The organism is Streptomyces sp. NPDC091972 (assembly GCF_044756385.1).
In the GTDB taxonomy this organism is placed as follows: domain Bacteria; phylum Actinomycetota; class Actinomycetes; order Streptomycetales; family Streptomycetaceae; genus Streptomyces.
Window position 1 is genome coordinate 709,620 of the sequence record NZ_JBIVSV010000003.1, and the last position, 15,547, is coordinate 725,166.

Genomic DNA, 15,547 nt, shown 5'->3' on the forward strand with positions numbered 1-15,547 from the left:
ACCTCACCTTAGAGCGCGCGCTCCTTGGCCTGAAGTGCCGATTCACGGACTGGACCGCGGTGTGCCGGGCCGTGTCCCGGCACCAGGACGTCGCCCTCCAGTTCCGCGAACACGTCCAGCGAGGCCACGGCGCGGGCGCGCTCGTGATGGAACATGTCGGGCAGCAGTTGGGGACCCTTGACCCGTGAGGTGGGGTGGCCGCTCACCAGACCGTCGCCGGAGATCACCACACCGCGGTCGGGCAGGTGGAAGGCGCAGTGCCCGTCGGTGTGGCCCGGGGTGTGCACGGGCACCGGACGGCCCGGCAGGTCGAGGGCGCCCTGCGCGGGGAAGGGCTGCGGGGAGGCGACCGGTACGTGGGCCGTGCCGCCCACGCGGATCGCGTGCACCGCCCAGGGCAGTACACCGGGGCGCCAGCCGTTCTTCAGCACTGTCCCGACGGAGACCTGGTGCAGGAAATCCCGCCGCGCGTGGGGCACTTCGGCCTGGTGCAGGTAGACCGGGGTGCCGTAGGTGGTGCGCAGGTACTCGGCGGACCCGAGGTGGTCGTTGTGGGCGTGCGTCACGAGCACGGCGGTGAGCGCCTCCGGTGAACTCCCCACCTCGGCGAGGGAGGCGAGCACCTGCTCCCGGTCGCCCGGGTAGCCGGTGTCGACGAGGGTGGCGGAGCTTCCCTCGGTCAGGATGACCCAGTTGGTGTTGCTGCCGTGCACCAGATAGGTGCCCTCCGCCACTTGCTGCACGCCTGCGCTCATGATCGCCCCGCCCGGTGAGTTGCTGCCGACGGCAGACAGCAAAGCAGACGCTCAGGCGATCCGGAGCGGCGGGTACCGGTTCTCCAGCGCTCAACTTCCCTGCCGCCGGGTGGCCTCGGGCACCACGGGACCGGCGCACTCGTGGAGGCATGTGCTCCGGGTCCCGGCCCGCCGCGACAGCGGCTGCTCGCCGGTCCTCGCCACCCGCCCCCCCCGCAGCGACGAGCACCGTCCGGGTGACTCCCGCGTGCCGCGTCGGACGGCGGGGTCCGCGCCTTCCGTCAGCCCCACGAACAGCACGGGACCGCCCGCCCACGGCGCGATGCCGTGCCCCCGGCCCGTCGCCGCGGCCGAGCCCGTCGTGCCCGTCGTGCCCGTCCGGTCCCCGGAGGGACGGGGCTGCCTCCGGCACCGTCCGCCGGAGGCAGCCCCCGCGTGCCTCCGAAGCAGCCGCCTCTCTGCCTCAGTGCACGCCGTGCGGGCGGAACTGGACGCTGATGCGCGGTCCCGTGGCGCGCGTGGACTTCGGTACGGCGTGCTCCCAGGTGCGCTGGCAGGAGCCGCCCATCACGATCAGGTCGCCGTGTCCCAAAGGCCGCCGCAGCGTCTCGCCGCCACCACGGGCCAGCCGCAGCAGGAGGTCGCGCGGGGCGCCCACGGAGACGATCGCGACCATGGTGTCCTGGCTCGCGCCCCGCCCGCCCCGGTCGCCGTGCCAGGCGACGCTGTCCCGGCCGTCGCGGTAGTAGCAGAGCCCGGCCGTGGTGAACGGCTCGCCGAGCTCGTCGGCGTAGTGCGCGGTCAGGGCCTCCCGGGCCTCCGTGAGCACGGGATGGGGCAGCTCGTCGTGCACGCCGTAGTGGGCGAGCAGCCGCGGGACGTCGACGACGTGGTCGTACATCTTGCGGCGCTCGGCACGCCAGGGCACCTCGGCGGCGAGCTGTTCGAACAGGGCGTCCGAGCCGCCGAGCCATCCGGGCAGCACGTCGATCCAGGCGCCGTGGGCGAGCACGGTACGGCGGATCCCGTCGAGCGGGCCGAGCCGGAGCTGGTCGGTCTGGTCGAACAGGGAGCCCTGGAGGTGCGCGGTCATGGATCCAGCGTACTCCTGAATCGAAAATTTGTTCCCATGAGATTTCGTCGGGGAGAGTGCGGCTCTTTTGATACATCGGTGTATCGGATACATTGCCGTATCGAACGGAGGGCCACATGGCGGTGGAGAACACGACCAGGCGTGTGACCAGGCGCCGGGTCCGCACGCGTGCCAACCTCCTGGACGCGGCCTTCGAGGTGTTCGCCGCCAAGGGCTTCGGACGGGTCTCCATCGAGGAGGTCTGCGAGGCCGCCGGATACAGCCGCGGCGCCTTCTACTCGAACTTCGCCAGCCTCGACGAGCTGTTCTTCGCGCTCTACCGGCAGCGCGCCGACCTCATCGCGGACCAGGTCTCCGGCGCACTCGCCCTCGACGGACCCGGACTCGACGTGCCGGCCGCCGTCGACCGGGTCACCGAGGTGCTGCTCCTGGACCGCGACTGGCTCCTGGTGAAGACCGACTTCCTGGTGCACGCCGCCCGCGCGCCCGAGGTCGCCCGGACCCTGCTCGAACACCGGGCCAGGCTCAGGCGCGCCGTCGCCGACCGGCTGGCACGCGCGCGTGGGCACACCGAACTGCCCGCCGTCCTGGTCGACGTCGAGGGCGCCGCCCAGGCCGTGGTCGCGGCCTACGACGGGGTCACCGTGCAACTGCTGCTGGACGGCGACGTCGAGCGCGCCCGCGCCTGGCTCAAGCAACTGCTCACCGCGCTGCTCACCGACGGCAGCGACACCACCGTATGAGGGAAGGGACGGTCGCCATGGATGCCGACGTCATCGTCGTCGGAGCGGGGCTCGCGGGCCTGGTCGCCGCGCACGAACTCACCAGCCGCGGCAGGAGGGTCGCGCTGGTCGACCAGGAGAACGCCGCCAACCTCGGCGGCCAGGCCTTCTGGTCCTTCGGCGGGCTCTTCCTCGTCGACACCCCCGAGCAGCGGCGCCTCGGCGTCAAGGACTCCTTCGACCTCGCCTGGAGCGACTGGCAGGGCAGTGCCGGGTTCGACCGTGTCGACGACGAGGACGCCTGGGCGGTGCGCTGGGCCCGCGCCTACGTCGAGTTCGCGGCGGGAGAGAAGCGGTCCTGGCTGGAGGGACACGGCATCAGGTTCCTGCCCACCGTCGGCTGGGCCGAGCGCGGCGATCTGACCGCCCACGGCCACGGCAACTCCGTGCCCCGCTTCCACATCGCCTGGGGCACCGGCACCGGAGTCGTCGAGCCGTTCGTCGGGTACGCCAAGCAGGCCGCGCGGGACGGACTGCTCACCTTCTACCACCGCCACCAGGTCGACGAGCTGGTCGTCGAGGACGGCACCGCGCGGGGCGTGCGCGGGACCGTCCTCGCCGAGGACGACTCCGCGCGCGGCGTGGCCTCCAACCGCGACCGGATCGGCGACTTCGAACTCACCGCCCAGGCCGTCGTCGTCACCACCGGAGGCATCGGCGCCAACCACGACATCGTCCGCCGCTACTGGCCCGCGCGGCTCGGCACCCCGCCCGCCGAGATGGTCACCGGTGTCCCCGCCCACGTCGACGGCCGGATGCTCGACATCAGCGCGAGCGCGGGCGTCCGCCTGGTCAACCGCGACCGGATGTGGCACTACACCGAGGGCATCCAGAACTGGGACCCCATCTGGCCCGGCCACGGCATCCGCATCCTGCCCGGCCCGTCCTCGATGTGGTTCGACGCCCTCGGCCGCCGGCTGCCCGACCCGTGCCTGCCCGGCTACGACACCCTCGGCACCCTCAGGCACCTGCGCACCACCGAGGACATCGCCGGGCACGACCACTCCTGGTTCATCCTCACCCAGAAGATCATCGAGAAGGAGTTCGCGCTCTCGGGCTCCGAGCAGAACCCCGACATCACCGCCAAGGACCGGACGGGCTTCCTCAAGGAGCGCATCCTCGGCAAGGGCGCCCCGGGGCCCGTCGACGCGTTCCTGCGCAAGGGCGCGGACTTCGTCACCGCGCCGAACCTGGAGCAGCTCGTGGAGAAGATGAACGGCCTGACGGACAAGGCCCTCCTCGACGCCGCCTCGATCCGCCGCCAGATCGAGGCCCGCGACCTCCAGATCGCCCACTCCTTCAGCAAGGACGCCCAGGTGCAGGGCATCCGCAACGCCCGCCGCTACATCGGCGACCGACTCGGCCGGGTCGCCACCCCGCACCGCATCCTCGACCCGGCCGCCGGCCCTCTGATCGGCGTCAAGCTGCACATCCTGACCCGCAAGACCCTCGGCGGCATCCAGACCGACCTCGACTCCCGTGCCCTGGGCATGGACGGCAAGCCCCTCGAAGGGCTGTACGCGGCGGGCGAGGTCGCCGGCTTCGGCGGTGGCGGCGTCCACGGCTACAACGCGCTCGAGGGCACCTTCCTCGGCGGCTGCCTCTTCTCCGGGCGCGCGGCGGGGCGGGCGGCGGCGAAGCAGGTCGGCTAGGACTCCAGCAGGCGCACCAGCACGGTGGCGTGGCTCTGCTCCGGCGTCTTCGACGCGGTCAGCAGGGTCACGTCGCCGTTCCGTGCCGACTCCCGGATGCGGTCCAGGAGTTCAGCGGCCTCGGGATCGTCCAGCTCCGCCTCGTACCGTTCGGCGAACTCCTCGTACGAGCCCTCGCCCGCGTGGTACCAGCGGCGCAGTTCGGTCGACGGGGTGAGCGCCTTCGGCCACTCGTCGATCCGGGCCGCGTCCTTGGACAGGCCGCGCGGCCACAGCCGGTCGACCAGGACGCGGACGCCGTCCGCGGGCTCGGGCGGTTCGTGGACACGGCGGACGCGCACGCTCACGGGCGGCCTCTCGACGCAGGGGCGGGTGTGTCGGAGCGTACTGCGGGGCCCGGCGCGACTTGACCTGATCAAGGGCGAGTTGCGGGGGAGGGGGCCTTTAGTGTGAAGCAGTCGTCCGCCCCCCGACCGTAGGAGAGCACGTGCCGAAGGCCGTCAGACGCACCTTCGTCCTCGTCACCACCCCCCTCGCCCTCACCGCCCTGCTCGGGGCCGCCGCGCCCGCGTCGACGGGCTCGTCCGGCGCCGGGGACCCCTACTTCCCGCTCGCCGGAAACGGCGGATACCACGTCGGCCACTACGGCCTGACACTCCGCTATGACCCCGGCAGCCGGCATCTCGACGGCCGGGCCGTCCTCACCGCCCGCGCCACCCAGCGTCTGACCCGCTTCGACCTCGACTTCAAGGGGCTCACCGTCACCGGCCTGACGGTCGGGCACGCCAAGGCGGCGTTCCACCGTGCCGGACAGGAACTCGTCGTCACCCCGCAGCGCGCCCTGCGCAAGGGGGAACGTTTCACCATCACCGTGACCTACCAGGGGAAGCCCGCCCCGGTCACCGACCCGGACGGCTCGCTCGACGGCTGGATCCCCACCGACGACGGGGCCTTCGTCGCCGGGGAGCCGCAGGGTGCGATGACCTGGTACCCGGCGAACAACCACCCCACGGACAAGTCGTCGTACGACTTCACGATCACCGTCCCCGAGGGGCGCACCGCGGTTGCCAACGGCGTGCTCCTCTCCCGGCACACCACGCACGGGAAGACGACGTTCCACTGGCGCCAGAGCGAGCCCATGGCCGCCTACCTGGCCACCGCGACCGTCGGGAAGTTCAAGGTGGAGCAGTTCACCACCAGGAACGGCATCCGTGTCTACAACGCCGTCGACCCGCGCGAGGCCGCCGCCGCGGCGCCCGTGCTCAAGAAGCTGCCGTCCGTCCTGGAGTGGGAGAGCAGGCTGTTCGGGCCCTACCCGTTCCGCGCCGCGGGATCGATCGTCGACCGCGCCCCGAACGTGGGCTACGCGCTGGAGACCCAGTCCCGTCCGGTCTACGACCGCGCGCCCGACCTGAGCACCCTCGTCCACGAGAACGCCCACCAGTGGTTCGGCGACTCCGTCTCGCTCACCTCCTGGAAGGACATCTGGCTCAACGAGGGCTTCGCGACCTACGCGGAGTGGCTCTACGCCGAGCAGCACGGCGGAGACAGCGCGCAGAAGACCTTCGACGAGCTGTACGCGAAACCCGCGGGCGACGAGCTGTGGGACTTCCCGCCCGGCGACCCGGGCAGCGGCGCGAACATCTTCGGCACCCCCGTCTACGCCCGCGGAGCCATGACCCTGCACGCCCTGCGCACGGCCGTCGGCGACCGGGCGTTCCTCCTGATCCTGCGCGCCTGGGCGACCGGGCACCGCTACGGCAACGGCACCACCGCGCAGTTCGAGCGTCTCGCGGAACGGGTGTCGGGCAGGAACCTGGACGCACTGTTCCGGACCTGGCTGGAGACGCCCGGCAAGCCGAACCGGCCCTAGAAACTGACGAGTTCATCACAAGTGTCGGCCACAGTCGCCTCATGATCACACGCAGAACCCATGTCGCCCTGCTCGCCGCGTCCCTGCTTCTCACGGGATGCGGCGGGGGCGCCGTGGCCGGCACGCGGACCGCGCCCCCGCCCTCCCCGGCGCCTGCCAGGGCCACCCCCTCGCCGGCGATCTCCGTCGAGGTCGCACCCCAGCAGATACCCGGCCTCGGACCGAGGACGCGGGCGAAGATCCCGGCCCGCGCCCGGCAGGCCGTCGTGGTCACAGGGCGGGGCCGCGACTCGCCGCTGTCCACGGTGGTGCTGTGGGAGCGCACGGAGGCCGGCTGGCGGGCCGGCGCGAGCTGGCCCGCGCACAACGCCCTCAAGGGCTGGAGCGACCACCACATGGCCGGGGACCTGCGGTCACCGATCGGCGTGTACACCCTCACCGACGCCGGGGGACTGCTGAAGAACCCCGGCACGAAGCTGCCGTACGACCGCGGTGTCGGATTCACCGCACCCGGCACCGGCTTCGAGGGCGAGCCGCTGGCCGGGTCCTTCGACTACGTGATCGCCATCAACTACAACCGGCGGCCGGGCACTTCACCACTGGACTGGACGCGGCCGATGGGCGCGGGGCGCGGCGGCGGGATATGGCTGCACGTCGACCACGGCGGCCCCACCCACGGCTGTGTGAGCATCGCGGAGAAGCACATGAAGGAGCTGCTCCTCGCCCTGGACCCGGACCTCCGTCCCATCGTCGTCATGGGCGACGCCGGCTCCCTGAACCGCTGAGCGCCTAGGATCCGCCAGGTGTGCGCACATGTGCTGGTCGCCGAGGACGACGAGATGCAGGCCGAGCTCATCCGGCGCTCCCTGCTCGCCGAGGGTCACACCGCGACCGTGGTCCACGACGGCCGGGCCGCCCTGGACGCGGTCCGGAGGGTCGCCCCCGACCTCGTCGTGCTGGACCTGATGCTGCCGGTGATCGACGGCTTCGGCGTGTGCCGGGTGCTGCGCCGCGACGCGGACGTCCCCGTGGTGATGCTCACCGCGCGCTCCGCCGAGGACGACGTCCTGCTGGGCCTGGAACTGGGCGCCGACGACTACATGACCAAGCCGTACAGTCCCCGGGAACTGATGGCCCGCATCCGGACGGTCCTGCGGCGCAGCGGACGGGCCGCCGTGTCCGACCGTCGCGAGGATCCCGTGGTCCGCGCCGCGGGCCTCTCCGTCGACCCCGTGCGGCACGAAGTGCGGTGCGAGGGGACGCCGGTGGAGTGCACCCCGGCCGAGTTCGAGATCCTGCTGGCCATGGTCGCCGAACCAGAAAGGGTCTTCTCACGGCGGCAGTTGCTGGAGGTGACCCGGGGGACCGACCGGGCCTCCACCGAACGGGCCGTGGACGTGCACATCATGAACCTGCGCCGCAAGGTCGAGGCCGATCCGCGCCGCCCGGTGCGGCTGCTGACGGTGTTCGGGGTGGGCTACAAGCTCAGCGGCGGCCGCGGATGAGCGCGCGGATACCCCTGCACAAGCGGCTGTTGGTCCGCCTGCTGATCACGTCGGGGCTGATCGCCGTGTGCTCGGTGGCCGCGACCGCCTGGCTGGCCGTGGCCACCACCACCCAGGCGCTGCGCGAGGAACAGGGGCAGGCCCTCGCCGACGACATGGACGTCCTCGCCGAACTCAGCGGCTACGCGGCGACCCACCCCGACTGGACGGGTGTGGCCGCCACCGTGCGGGAGCTGTCGGCGAGGACCGGTCGGCGCATCGCCCTGACCGCCCCCGACCGCACGGCCATCGCCGACTCCGCGCCCCGCGGCACCGCCCTGCCGCCGAGCGCCGCCGCCACCGTCGACCCGCTGCGCACCGACACCTACAGCGAGCGCGGTGCCCAGATCGCCGGCACCGACCCGCGGGCGGTCGGCCCGTACCGGCTCACCCGGGCGGAACGCGCCACGGTGGACGCCCTGGCCCGCAAGCGGCAGCTCTGCTTCGCGCGGTCCGGTCTGGAGACCGGCCTGCGCCGTCAGCCGAGCGGCCGGACCGTCCTCACCGACCCGGACACCGGCTCCGCACCCGACTACGTGCCCGACGCCTGCGCCGACGGACTGCTCAACACGCCCACTCCGACCGAGGCGAAGGCCGTCAAGGAGCTCCAGGGTCTCGCCCGTGACTGCCTGACCAAGGCCGGACTGGACCCCGGCATGGCCGCGCTGCTGGGGACCGAGCCGAGCGGCCTGGATCTGCGCGGTCCGCTGGGTGGCAAGCTCGCCGCCAAGGAGGCGCGTCTGGTCCAGCCCTGCCTGGACCAGGCCCGCCGCGCCCAGTTGGACCCGTACGTGGCACCCGTGGCCGAACTCTTCCTGGGCACCGGGGACACGCCGGCCGTGCTGTTCGACATGTCGTCGGCCAACAAGGCGAAGGTCGTCGGCACCGCGGGTCTCGTGCTCGCGGTCACCGTCGCCGCGACGGCCCTGGTCGCCACCCGGCTGGTGCGGCCGCTGCGCGCGCTCACCGCGGCGGCCCAGCAGCCGCCCGAACTCCATGTACGCGTCCCCGTCACCACCCGGGACGAGACCGGCATCCTCGCCGTCGCCTTCAACGACCTGACCGAACGCCGCGAGCGCCTGGAAGCCCAGCGCAAGGCGATGGTCAGCGACATCGCCCACGAACTGCGCAGCCCGCTCACCAACATCCGCGGCTGGCTGGAGGTCACCCGGGACGGTGTCGTCGACCCCGACCCCGTGCTGCTCGCCTCCCTGCACGACGAGGCCCTCGTCCTGCAACGTGTCATCGACGACCTCCAGGACCTCGCGGACGCCGACGCCGGCACGCTGCGCCTGCACCGGGAGCCCGTCCGCTGCGACGAACTCCTCCAGCAGGTCGCCGCGGCCCACCGCGTCGCCGCCGGCGCGGCCCGGGTCGAACTGCGCACCGACGTCGACGGTGAGCCCTGGCTGGACGCCGACCCGGTCCGCATGCGGCAGGCGCTCGGCAACCTGGTGTCCAACGCTCTGCGCCACACCCCGGCCGGCGGCGGGGTCACCCTGTCCGCGCGCCGGGACGGCGACGACATCGTCCTGGAGGTCGCCGACACCGGCACCGGCATCGCGCCCGACGACCTGCCGCACGTCTTCGACCGGTTCTGGCGCGCGGAGAAGTCCCGCAGCCGTCGTACCGGCGGCTCCGGCCTGGGCCTGCCCATCGTCCGGCACCTGCTCGCGGCCCACGGCGGAACGGTCGCGGCGGCGAGCGAGCCCGGCACCGGCAGCGTCTTCACCCTGCGGATGCCCGGCCGTCCCGCGCCGGGGCCGGACGCCTGATTCCCCTCGTGGCGTGCGGGTACTACGTAGGCCCGCGGGTGCCCGCGGAAGGAAAGGGAGGACGTGAGATGACGGTGTCGGACGGGCTGTCGGTGGTGCGGACACTCGCCAAACTCGCGGGCCTGGCCGAACGGCACGAGCGGCTGTACGTCCGCTGGTCGCGTGGTCCGGAGGTCGATCTGGCCCGGGTGTCCAGCACCGACGAGCTCACCGGCCTGTCCCTGCCGGGACTGTCGGCGAACCCGCTCAGCGTCGAGGACTGGTGGCGGGGGCGGCCCGTACAGCTGTGGGTGGCCCGGCGCCTTTTCGACTACTCCCATCTGCCGCACGAGAAGGGCCCCGGTGTACGGCCCTGGGTGCTTCAGGGGCGTGAGCGGGGCCGGGGGCCGGACAACGAGCCGCTCGTCGCCGACGTCCGTCCGATGTGCTGGATCGACCCCCAGGTGATCGACGAGGCGCGGACCGCTGTCGAGCGGCTGGAGAATCCCTGGGGCCCGCTGCGCCGGACGGGCCGCTGAACGGGCCCGGTGGGAACCGGGCCCGTCCGGGCTCGCCCGTCAGCCGGACCTTCTCCGCGCGGCGGCAGCGCGCCGGGCCAGGGCCCGGCGTTCCGTCTCGCTGGTGCCGCCCCAGACGCCGATGCTCTGTCCCGTGTCCAGGGCCCACTGGAGGCACTGCTCCTGGACGGGGCAGCGCCGGCAGACGGACTTGGCCTGCTCCGTCTGGACCAGCGCGGGGCCCGTGGTGCCGATAGGGAAGAAGAGATCCGGGTCCTCCTGGCGGCACGCGGCATGGGTTCGCCAGTTGTCCATCAAAGTCACCTGCGATCGAAGTCGTACGTGCCCTCGTGCATGCCTTACTCGCTTTCGGGTCACCTGTCGATGCGCGGTGAAACAACCGGGTCCTGTGGGACGCGCCCGGTCACTGCTCCCGGACGCCCCACGGCGAGCCGTACGCGGTCAGCAGATCCAGGAAGGGACGGGCCGGGAACGCCTCGGGGCCGAGGACACCGGAGCCGGACCAGGCGCCGCCGGCGAGGAGTTCGAGGGCGACGACCGGGTTCACGGCGGTCTGCCACACCACGGCCTGGCAGCCGTACTCCGCCATGGACCACTGGTTGTCGACCACGTGGTAGAGGTACACCTCGCGCGGTGCCCCGTCCTTGACGCCCTTCACCCAGGTGCCCGCACAGGTCTTGCCGTGCATCCGGTCGCCCAGCGTCGCCGGATCGGGCAGGCAGGCGGCCACGACGTCCCGCGGCGAGACGGCCACCGGTCCCGCGGGACCCGGCACGGTCACCGGCTCGGTGCGGTCCAGGCCCAGCAGGTGCAGGGTCTTCAGCGTCTCGACGAACTCGCGGCCCAGGCCGTACTTGAAGGTGACCCTGCGGGCCCCGACCCAGCGAGGGACGAGCAGCACCTCCTCGTGCTCCACGTTCACGCACTCGACCGGGCCGATGCCCTCGGGGAAGTCGAAGACCTCCGGCTCGCTGAAGGGCTCCGTCGTGAACCAGCCGCGGTCGGCCTCGTAGACCACCGGCGGGTTCAGGCACTCCTCGATGGTGGTCCAGATGCTGAACGAGGGGGCGAAGTCGTAGCCGTCGACGGTGAGGTTCGCACCGTCGCGGACCCCGATCTCCTCGATGTCGTCGAACAGTTCGTCGGCCGCGTACCGGGCGAAGACGTCCGACAGACCCGGCTCCACCCCCATGCCGACCAGGGCCAGCGAACCCGCCTCCGCCCACTCCTCGGCCTGCGCGAACTGCTCGTCGCCGAGCTTCACCCCGCACTCCTCGTACAGCCGCTCGGGATGCGGACGGGACAGGGACATCGCCATGTCGACATAGGTCGCCCCGGCGGAGCGCGCCGCCCGGAACAGCGGCATCACGAACCGCGGGTCGGTGGCGTTGAGGAGGACGTCGCAGGCGTGCCGCTCCAGCAGGGCGGCCACGGCCGACTCGTCGCCCGCGTCCACGCGTTCGGCGCGGAACCGCTCACCCCGGTCGCCGAGCGCGGTCACCGCGGCCTCCGCGCGGGCCGGGTCGTAGTCGGCGACGACCATGGCGTCGAAGAACGGCCGCCGGGCGGCGATCCGGGTGACGGCGGTGCCGACGCCCCCGGCGCCCACGAGCAGTACACGCATGACAAACACTCCCCAACAGGGTGGAAGGTCGCAGATGGACGGGGCCCCTGGCGGAGATACAACGCCGCGCGACCGTTTAAGGTCAATGGCGTTGGCATAAGGAGGCGCCCCATGCCCAAGCCGGTGGTTCCCGAGGAGAAACGCCGTAGACGCCGCCCCACCAGGAGCGGCACCGTGCTGTCCGAGGCACTGATCGTCGAGACCGCCCTGCGCATGCTCCGCGAGCACGGCAGCACCGGTCTCACCGCTCGCCGTCTGGGCCTGGCTCTGGACGCCGACCCGAGCACCCTCTACCGCTACTTCCGCGGCATGGACGAACTGACGCTGGCCATCGGCGACGCCCTGATCGGCCAGGCGCTCCAGGGCTGGGCGCCGACGGGGGAGTGGCGGCACGACCTGCGCGAGGTGGGCCTGCGCATCCACGGGGCGTACGTCGCCCATCCCCAGGCCGCGGTGCTGACGGCCAGCAGGGTCACCGGCCGGGCCAACGAACTGGCCGCGGATGAGGCCGTCCTGGACATCCTGCGCGGAGCGGGCCTCCCCCTCCCGGAGACCGTGCGGATCTACCACGCCTTCATCGACCAGACGCTGGCCTTCGCGGCGCTGGACGCGGCCTCCCTGGCCCTGCCGAGCGCGGCGCTGGACGCCGACGAGGACAAGTGGCGTTCGACGTACGCGCGGCTGCCCGCCGACCGGTATCCGCGGATCGCGGAGGCGGCGGGTCTCCTGGCGACCCGCATGGTGACCAGCGCCTATCCGACGGCGCTGGACATGCTCCTGGACAGCGTGGAGCGGCGGATCGGGATCGAGGGGGCGGCCGGGCCGGCGGAGCGTCCCTGAGGCTGAGCAGCGCCGAGGTGGAGCGTCGATGAGGCAGAGCCTCGATCGGCTGACCAGCGAGGTGGAGCGTCGATGAGGCGAACCGGCGCCGAGGTGGCGCCGGATCAGCGGAGCGCGGCCGAGGCAGCCGCCGTCACGGCGTCGGCCAGCGCGGCCAGCGCCGGGGAGTCCAGCTTCCACTGCTGCCAGTACAGCGGGACGTCCACCGGCCGGTCCGGCGCCAGCGGGACCAGTCGCCCGGTCCGCAGCAGGGGCTCCGCCTGCACCTCGGGCACCATCCCCCACCCCAGGCCCCGCGCGACCGCCTCCACGAACCCCTCCGACGTGGGCACCGCGTGCCGGACCCGGCTCGCCCCGTCGAGGCCGAGGCCCCGCAGGAACCCGTCCTGGATGTCGTCGCTCCGGTCGAAGGTCACCACCGGAGCGTCCGCCAGCCCGTCCGGCGACGGTCCTGCGAGCCACCGCTCGACGAACCCGGGCTCCGCGGCCGCGAGATACCGCATGCGCCCCAGCGCACGCACCGAACAGCCCGCCACTGCCTCCGGGGAGGACGTCACCGCCGCCATCACCAGCCCCTCGCGCAGCAGCTCCGCGGTACGGGTCTCGTCCTCGCGACGGAGCTCGAAGCACAGCCGCTCCCGGCCCGGCACCCGCGTGAGCGCCTCCAGGAACCAGGTCGCCAGGGAGTCGGCGTTCACCGCGACCGACACCCGGGTCACCTCCTGCTCGCCCGGCACGCCCAGCTCGGCGAGCGCGTCCCGTTCGAGGCGGGCGAGCTGGCGGGCGAACCGCACGACCACCTCGCCGGACTCGGTCGGCCGCACCGGTTTCGTGCGCACCAGCAGGACCCGGCCGGTGCGCTGCTCCAGCGCCTTCACCCGCTGGCTCACCGCCGAGGGCGTCACGTGCAGGGCGGCGGCCGCCGCGTCGAACGTGCCCTCGTCGACCACCGCGAGCAGGGTCCGCACCTGATCCAGGGGCAGCTCCGTCATCATCACAGAGGCTAATGATACGCAAGAATCTTTAGCTGTACGTGCGGTGATCGTCTCCGTACCGTCGACGTCATGCCCGCTGCTCTGTCCGCCGCCGCCGCTGGTTTCGGCACCGGCCTCTCGCTCATCGTCGCCATCGGCGCCCAGAACGCCTTCGTCCTGCGCCAGGGGGTCCGCCGTGACGCGGTCCTCGCCGTGGTCGGCATCTGCGCCCTGTCCGACGCCGTGCTCATCGCCCTCGGGGTCGGCGGTGTCGGGGCCGTGGTGGTGGCCTGGCCCGGCGCGCTGACCCTGGTCGGCTGGATCGGCGGCGGGTTCCTGCTGTGCTACGGCGCTCTCGCCGCACGCCGCGTCCTGCGGCCGGGGCAGTCGGGCCTGCGGACGGAGGGCGAGGCGACGGGCTCCCGCAGGCGGGCGGTGCTGACCTGTCTCGCGATGACCTGGCTCAACCCGCACGTCTACCTCGACACCGTGTTCCTGCTCGGTTCCGTGGCCGCCGACCGCGGCCCGCTGCGCTGGACCTTCGGCCTCGGCGCGGTGCTCGCGAGCCTGTGCTGGTTCGCGGCGCTCGGCTTCGGGGCCCGGCTGCTCAGCCGCTTCCTGGCCAGGCCCACGGCCTGGCGGGTCCTGGACGGACTGGTCGCCGCGACGATGATCGCCCTGGGCGTCACCCTCGTGGCCGGCGCATGAACCCCAGGTCCGCGTCCACGACCTGAGACATGGCGTCCCGAACACCCGGCCGATGCTGCGATAGTGAACCCTGGCCCCGATAGATGTAGCGAGCAACCAGGAATCCTGTGGACACCGGCGAGAGCAGCACCGCATCCCAGACACCCGCGACGGAAGAGGCGCCGCCGCCCCGTCGCGGCTGGCGCCGCTGGGCGATGGACACCCGCCCGCTGCGCATCCCGGCCTACCGCCGGCTGTGGAGCTCGACCATCGTCACGGCCGTCGGCAGCCAGCTCACCGCCGTCGCGGTGCCCAAGCAGATATTCGACATCACCGGCTCCTCGGCCTGGGTCGGCGCAGCGAGCCTGGCCGGACTGCTGCCGCTGATCGTGTTCGCGCTGTGGGGCGGCGCGGTCGCCGACAGCATGGACCGTCGCAAGCTCCTCCTGATCACCAACACAGGCATCGCCGTCACCTCGGTCCTGTTCTGGCTCCAGGCGGTCAGCGGCCTCGACTCGGTGGCCGTCCTCATGGTCCTGCTCGCGGTGCAGCAGGCGTTCTGGGGCCTGAACGCCCCTGCCCGCAACGCCTCCATCGCCCGCCTGGTCCCCGAGGGGCAACTGGCCGCCGCCAACGCCCTCGGTTCCACGGTCATGCAGACCGGGCAGGTGGTCGGACCGCTGCTCGCGGGGGTGCTGATCCCGGTGATCGGCCTGCCCGAGCTGTACCTCGTCGACGCGCTGGCGCTGTGCGTCACGGTGTGGGCGGTCTACCGGCTGCCCTCCCTGCCGCCGCTCGCCGCCGCGGGGGCACGCCGGGCGGGCGTGCGCGAGATAGCCGAGGGCTTCCGGTACATCTCCGCGCACAAGGTGCTGCTGCTGTCCTTCCTCGCCGACATCGTGGCCATGGTCTTCGGCATGCCCCGGGCCCTGTTCCCGCAGCTCGCCTCCGAGACCTACGCCCCCTACGGCGAAGAGCTGGCGCTGGGACTGCTGTTCGCCGCGATCCCGATCGGCGCGGTGGTCGGCGGACTGTTCTCCGGCACGTTCTCCCGGGCCCGCCGGCACGGCTGGATGGTCATCGGCGCGGTCGTCGCCTGGGGTGTGGCCGTCACCGGGTTCGGGCTGAGCGGCAGTCTGTGGCTCGCGGTGGTGTTCCTGGCCGTTGCCGGGGTCGCCGACATGGTCTCGATGGTCTTCCGCGGGGCGATCCTGCTCTCCGCCGCCACCGACGAGATGCGCGGCCGGATGCAGGGCGTCTTCACCGTCGTCGTCGCGGGCGGCCCCCGTCTCGCCGACGTCCTGCACGGCACCGCCGGCTCGGTCTTCGGCGCCCGCAGCGCGGTCGCCGGCGGCGGCCTCCTCGTCGTCGCCGTCATGCTGACCCTGGCCTTCGCCGTGCCCGCGCTGCGCCGCTACCGGATCTGAACC

General features: G+C 72.6%; 16 protein-coding genes. 10 read left to right on the forward strand and 6 right to left on the reverse strand.

Features of this window, described 5'->3' with window-relative positions; genetic code table 11:
- Positions 1 to 8: 8 nt before the first annotated feature.
- Together ACIQJT_RS12315 and ACIQJT_RS12320 are read right to left on the reverse strand one after the other, a co-directional pair.
- Complete coding sequence (locus ACIQJT_RS12315; protein ID WP_402642519.1) at positions 9 to 755, reverse strand: MBL fold metallo-hydrolase; 747 nt, start codon at positions 753 to 755, stop codon at positions 9 to 11.
- Between the two features lie 463 nt (positions 756 to 1,218).
- A complete protein-coding gene (locus tag ACIQJT_RS12320) occupies positions 1,219 to 1,848 on the reverse strand; it encodes an alpha-ketoglutarate-dependent dioxygenase AlkB (RefSeq protein WP_402642521.1) in 630 nt (209 codons plus the stop codon).
- 116 nt (positions 1,849 to 1,964) lie between these two features.
- Between ACIQJT_RS12320 and ACIQJT_RS12325 the strand changes: the two genes are divergently transcribed.
- Together ACIQJT_RS12325 and ACIQJT_RS12330 are read left to right on the forward strand one after the other, a co-directional pair.
- Positions 1,965 to 2,591, forward strand: coding sequence for a TetR/AcrR family transcriptional regulator (locus ACIQJT_RS12325; protein ID WP_402642524.1), 627 nt, complete (start codon positions 1,965 to 1,967; stop codon positions 2,589 to 2,591).
- Positions 2,592 to 2,608: 17 nt separating this feature from the next.
- Positions 2,609 to 4,282 carry an FAD-binding dehydrogenase gene (locus tag ACIQJT_RS12330; protein ID WP_402642526.1) on the forward strand — a complete coding sequence of 558 codons (1,674 nt, stop codon included), beginning with the start codon at positions 2,609 to 2,611 and terminating at the stop codon, positions 4,280 to 4,282.
- On the opposite strand, the gene ACIQJT_RS12335 is transcribed toward ACIQJT_RS12330, so the two are convergent.
- Positions 4,279 to 4,629: a DUF488 domain-containing protein gene (locus ACIQJT_RS12335; RefSeq protein ID WP_402642528.1), complete on the reverse strand. Its 351-nt coding sequence runs from the start codon at positions 4,627 to 4,629 to the stop codon at positions 4,279 to 4,281. The genes ACIQJT_RS12330 and ACIQJT_RS12335 overlap by 4 nt on opposite strands.
- Before the next feature lie 140 nt (positions 4,630 to 4,769).
- On the opposite strand from ACIQJT_RS12335, the gene ACIQJT_RS12340 reads away from it, so the two are divergent.
- The 5 genes from ACIQJT_RS12340 (at position 4,770) to ACIQJT_RS12360 (ending at position 9,992) form a co-directional block, all read left to right on the forward strand.
- On the forward strand, positions 4,770 to 6,155 hold the full coding sequence (locus ACIQJT_RS12340) for a M1 family metallopeptidase (RefSeq protein ID WP_402642530.1): 1,386 nt from the start codon (positions 4,770 to 4,772) through the stop codon (positions 6,153 to 6,155).
- Between the two features lie 41 nt (positions 6,156 to 6,196).
- Positions 6,197 to 6,940 carry a L,D-transpeptidase family protein gene (locus ACIQJT_RS12345; RefSeq protein WP_402642533.1) on the forward strand — a complete coding sequence of 248 codons (744 nt, stop codon included), beginning with the start codon at positions 6,197 to 6,199 and terminating at the stop codon, positions 6,938 to 6,940.
- 18 nt (positions 6,941 to 6,958) lie between these two features.
- Entirely contained in the window at positions 6,959 to 7,660 is a 702-nt protein-coding gene (locus ACIQJT_RS12350) for a response regulator (RefSeq protein WP_402642535.1), read from the forward strand.
- Entirely contained in the window at positions 7,657 to 9,474 is a 1,818-nt protein-coding gene (locus ACIQJT_RS12355) for a sensor histidine kinase (protein ID WP_402642537.1), read from the forward strand. The genes ACIQJT_RS12350 and ACIQJT_RS12355 overlap by 4 nt, the downstream gene beginning before the upstream one ends.
- Positions 9,475 to 9,542: 68 nt before the next feature.
- Positions 9,543 to 9,992, forward strand: coding sequence for a DUF6098 family protein (locus tag ACIQJT_RS12360; RefSeq protein ID WP_402642539.1), 450 nt, complete (start codon positions 9,543 to 9,545; stop codon positions 9,990 to 9,992).
- A gap of 39 nt (positions 9,993 to 10,031) precedes the next feature.
- Here the strand turns inward: ACIQJT_RS12360 and ACIQJT_RS12365 are convergent, their stop codons facing one another.
- Complete coding sequence (locus ACIQJT_RS12365) at positions 10,032 to 10,286, reverse strand: WhiB family transcriptional regulator (RefSeq protein WP_053852174.1); 255 nt, start codon at positions 10,284 to 10,286, stop codon at positions 10,032 to 10,034.
- Positions 10,287 to 10,395: 109 nt separating this feature from the next.
- Positions 10,396 to 11,616, reverse strand: a complete 1,221-nt coding sequence (locus tag ACIQJT_RS12370) for a saccharopine dehydrogenase family protein (protein ID WP_402642542.1) — start codon at positions 11,614 to 11,616, stop codon at positions 10,396 to 10,398.
- 111 nt (positions 11,617 to 11,727) lie between these two features.
- On the opposite strand from ACIQJT_RS12370, the gene ACIQJT_RS12375 reads away from it, so the two are divergent.
- Positions 11,728 to 12,456 carry a TetR/AcrR family transcriptional regulator gene (locus ACIQJT_RS12375; RefSeq protein WP_365449488.1) on the forward strand — a complete coding sequence of 243 codons (729 nt, stop codon included), beginning with the start codon at positions 11,728 to 11,730 and terminating at the stop codon, positions 12,454 to 12,456.
- Between the two features lie 104 nt (positions 12,457 to 12,560).
- Here ACIQJT_RS12375 and ACIQJT_RS12380 read toward each other — a convergent pair whose 3' ends face one another.
- Positions 12,561 to 13,451 carry a LysR family transcriptional regulator ArgP gene (locus ACIQJT_RS12380; protein ID WP_402642639.1) on the reverse strand — a complete coding sequence of 297 codons (891 nt, stop codon included), beginning with the start codon at positions 13,449 to 13,451 and terminating at the stop codon, positions 12,561 to 12,563.
- Positions 13,452 to 13,520: 69 nt separating this feature from the next.
- Here ACIQJT_RS12380 and ACIQJT_RS12385 point away from each other — a divergent pair, with 69 nt between their 5' ends.
- Positions 13,521 to 14,138 carry a LysE/ArgO family amino acid transporter gene (locus tag ACIQJT_RS12385; protein ID WP_365449490.1) on the forward strand — a complete coding sequence of 206 codons (618 nt, stop codon included), beginning with the start codon at positions 13,521 to 13,523 and terminating at the stop codon, positions 14,136 to 14,138.
- Positions 14,139 to 14,245: 107 nt separating this feature from the next.
- Complete coding sequence (locus ACIQJT_RS12390; RefSeq protein WP_402642546.1) at positions 14,246 to 15,544, forward strand: MFS transporter; 1,299 nt, start codon at positions 14,246 to 14,248, stop codon at positions 15,542 to 15,544.
- Positions 15,545 to 15,547: the final 3 nt, after the last annotated feature.

Excerpts from the sequence above, each read along its gene's own strand:
- ACIQJT_RS12315 (WP_402642519.1), bottom strand. The coding sequence starts at position 755 with ATGAGCGCAGGCGTGCAGCAAGTGGCGGAGGGCACCTATCTGGTGCAC.
- ACIQJT_RS12320 (WP_402642521.1), bottom strand. The coding sequence starts at position 1,848 with ATGACCGCGCACCTCCAGGGCTCCCTGTTCGACCAGACCGACCAGCTC.
- ACIQJT_RS12325 (WP_402642524.1), top strand. The coding sequence starts at position 1,965 with ATGGCGGTGGAGAACACGACCAGGCGTGTGACCAGGCGCCGGGTCCGC.
- ACIQJT_RS12330 (WP_402642526.1), top strand. The coding sequence starts at position 2,609 with ATGGATGCCGACGTCATCGTCGTCGGAGCGGGGCTCGCGGGCCTGGTC.
- ACIQJT_RS12345 (WP_402642533.1), top strand. The coding sequence starts at position 6,197 with ATGATCACACGCAGAACCCATGTCGCCCTGCTCGCCGCGTCCCTGCTT.
- ACIQJT_RS12355 (WP_402642537.1), top strand. The coding sequence starts at position 7,657 with ATGAGCGCGCGGATACCCCTGCACAAGCGGCTGTTGGTCCGCCTGCTG.
- ACIQJT_RS12360 (WP_402642539.1), top strand. The coding sequence starts at position 9,543 with ATGACGGTGTCGGACGGGCTGTCGGTGGTGCGGACACTCGCCAAACTC.
- ACIQJT_RS12365 (WP_053852174.1), bottom strand. The coding sequence starts at position 10,286 with ATGGACAACTGGCGAACCCATGCCGCGTGCCGCCAGGAGGACCCGGAT.
- ACIQJT_RS12370 (WP_402642542.1), bottom strand. The coding sequence starts at position 11,616 with ATGCGTGTACTGCTCGTGGGCGCCGGGGGCGTCGGCACCGCCGTCACC.
- ACIQJT_RS12375 (WP_365449488.1), top strand. The coding sequence starts at position 11,728 with ATGCCCAAGCCGGTGGTTCCCGAGGAGAAACGCCGTAGACGCCGCCCC.
- ACIQJT_RS12380 (WP_402642639.1), bottom strand. The coding sequence starts at position 13,451 with ATGATGACGGAGCTGCCCCTGGATCAGGTGCGGACCCTGCTCGCGGTG.
- ACIQJT_RS12385 (WP_365449490.1), top strand. The coding sequence starts at position 13,521 with ATGCCCGCTGCTCTGTCCGCCGCCGCCGCTGGTTTCGGCACCGGCCTC.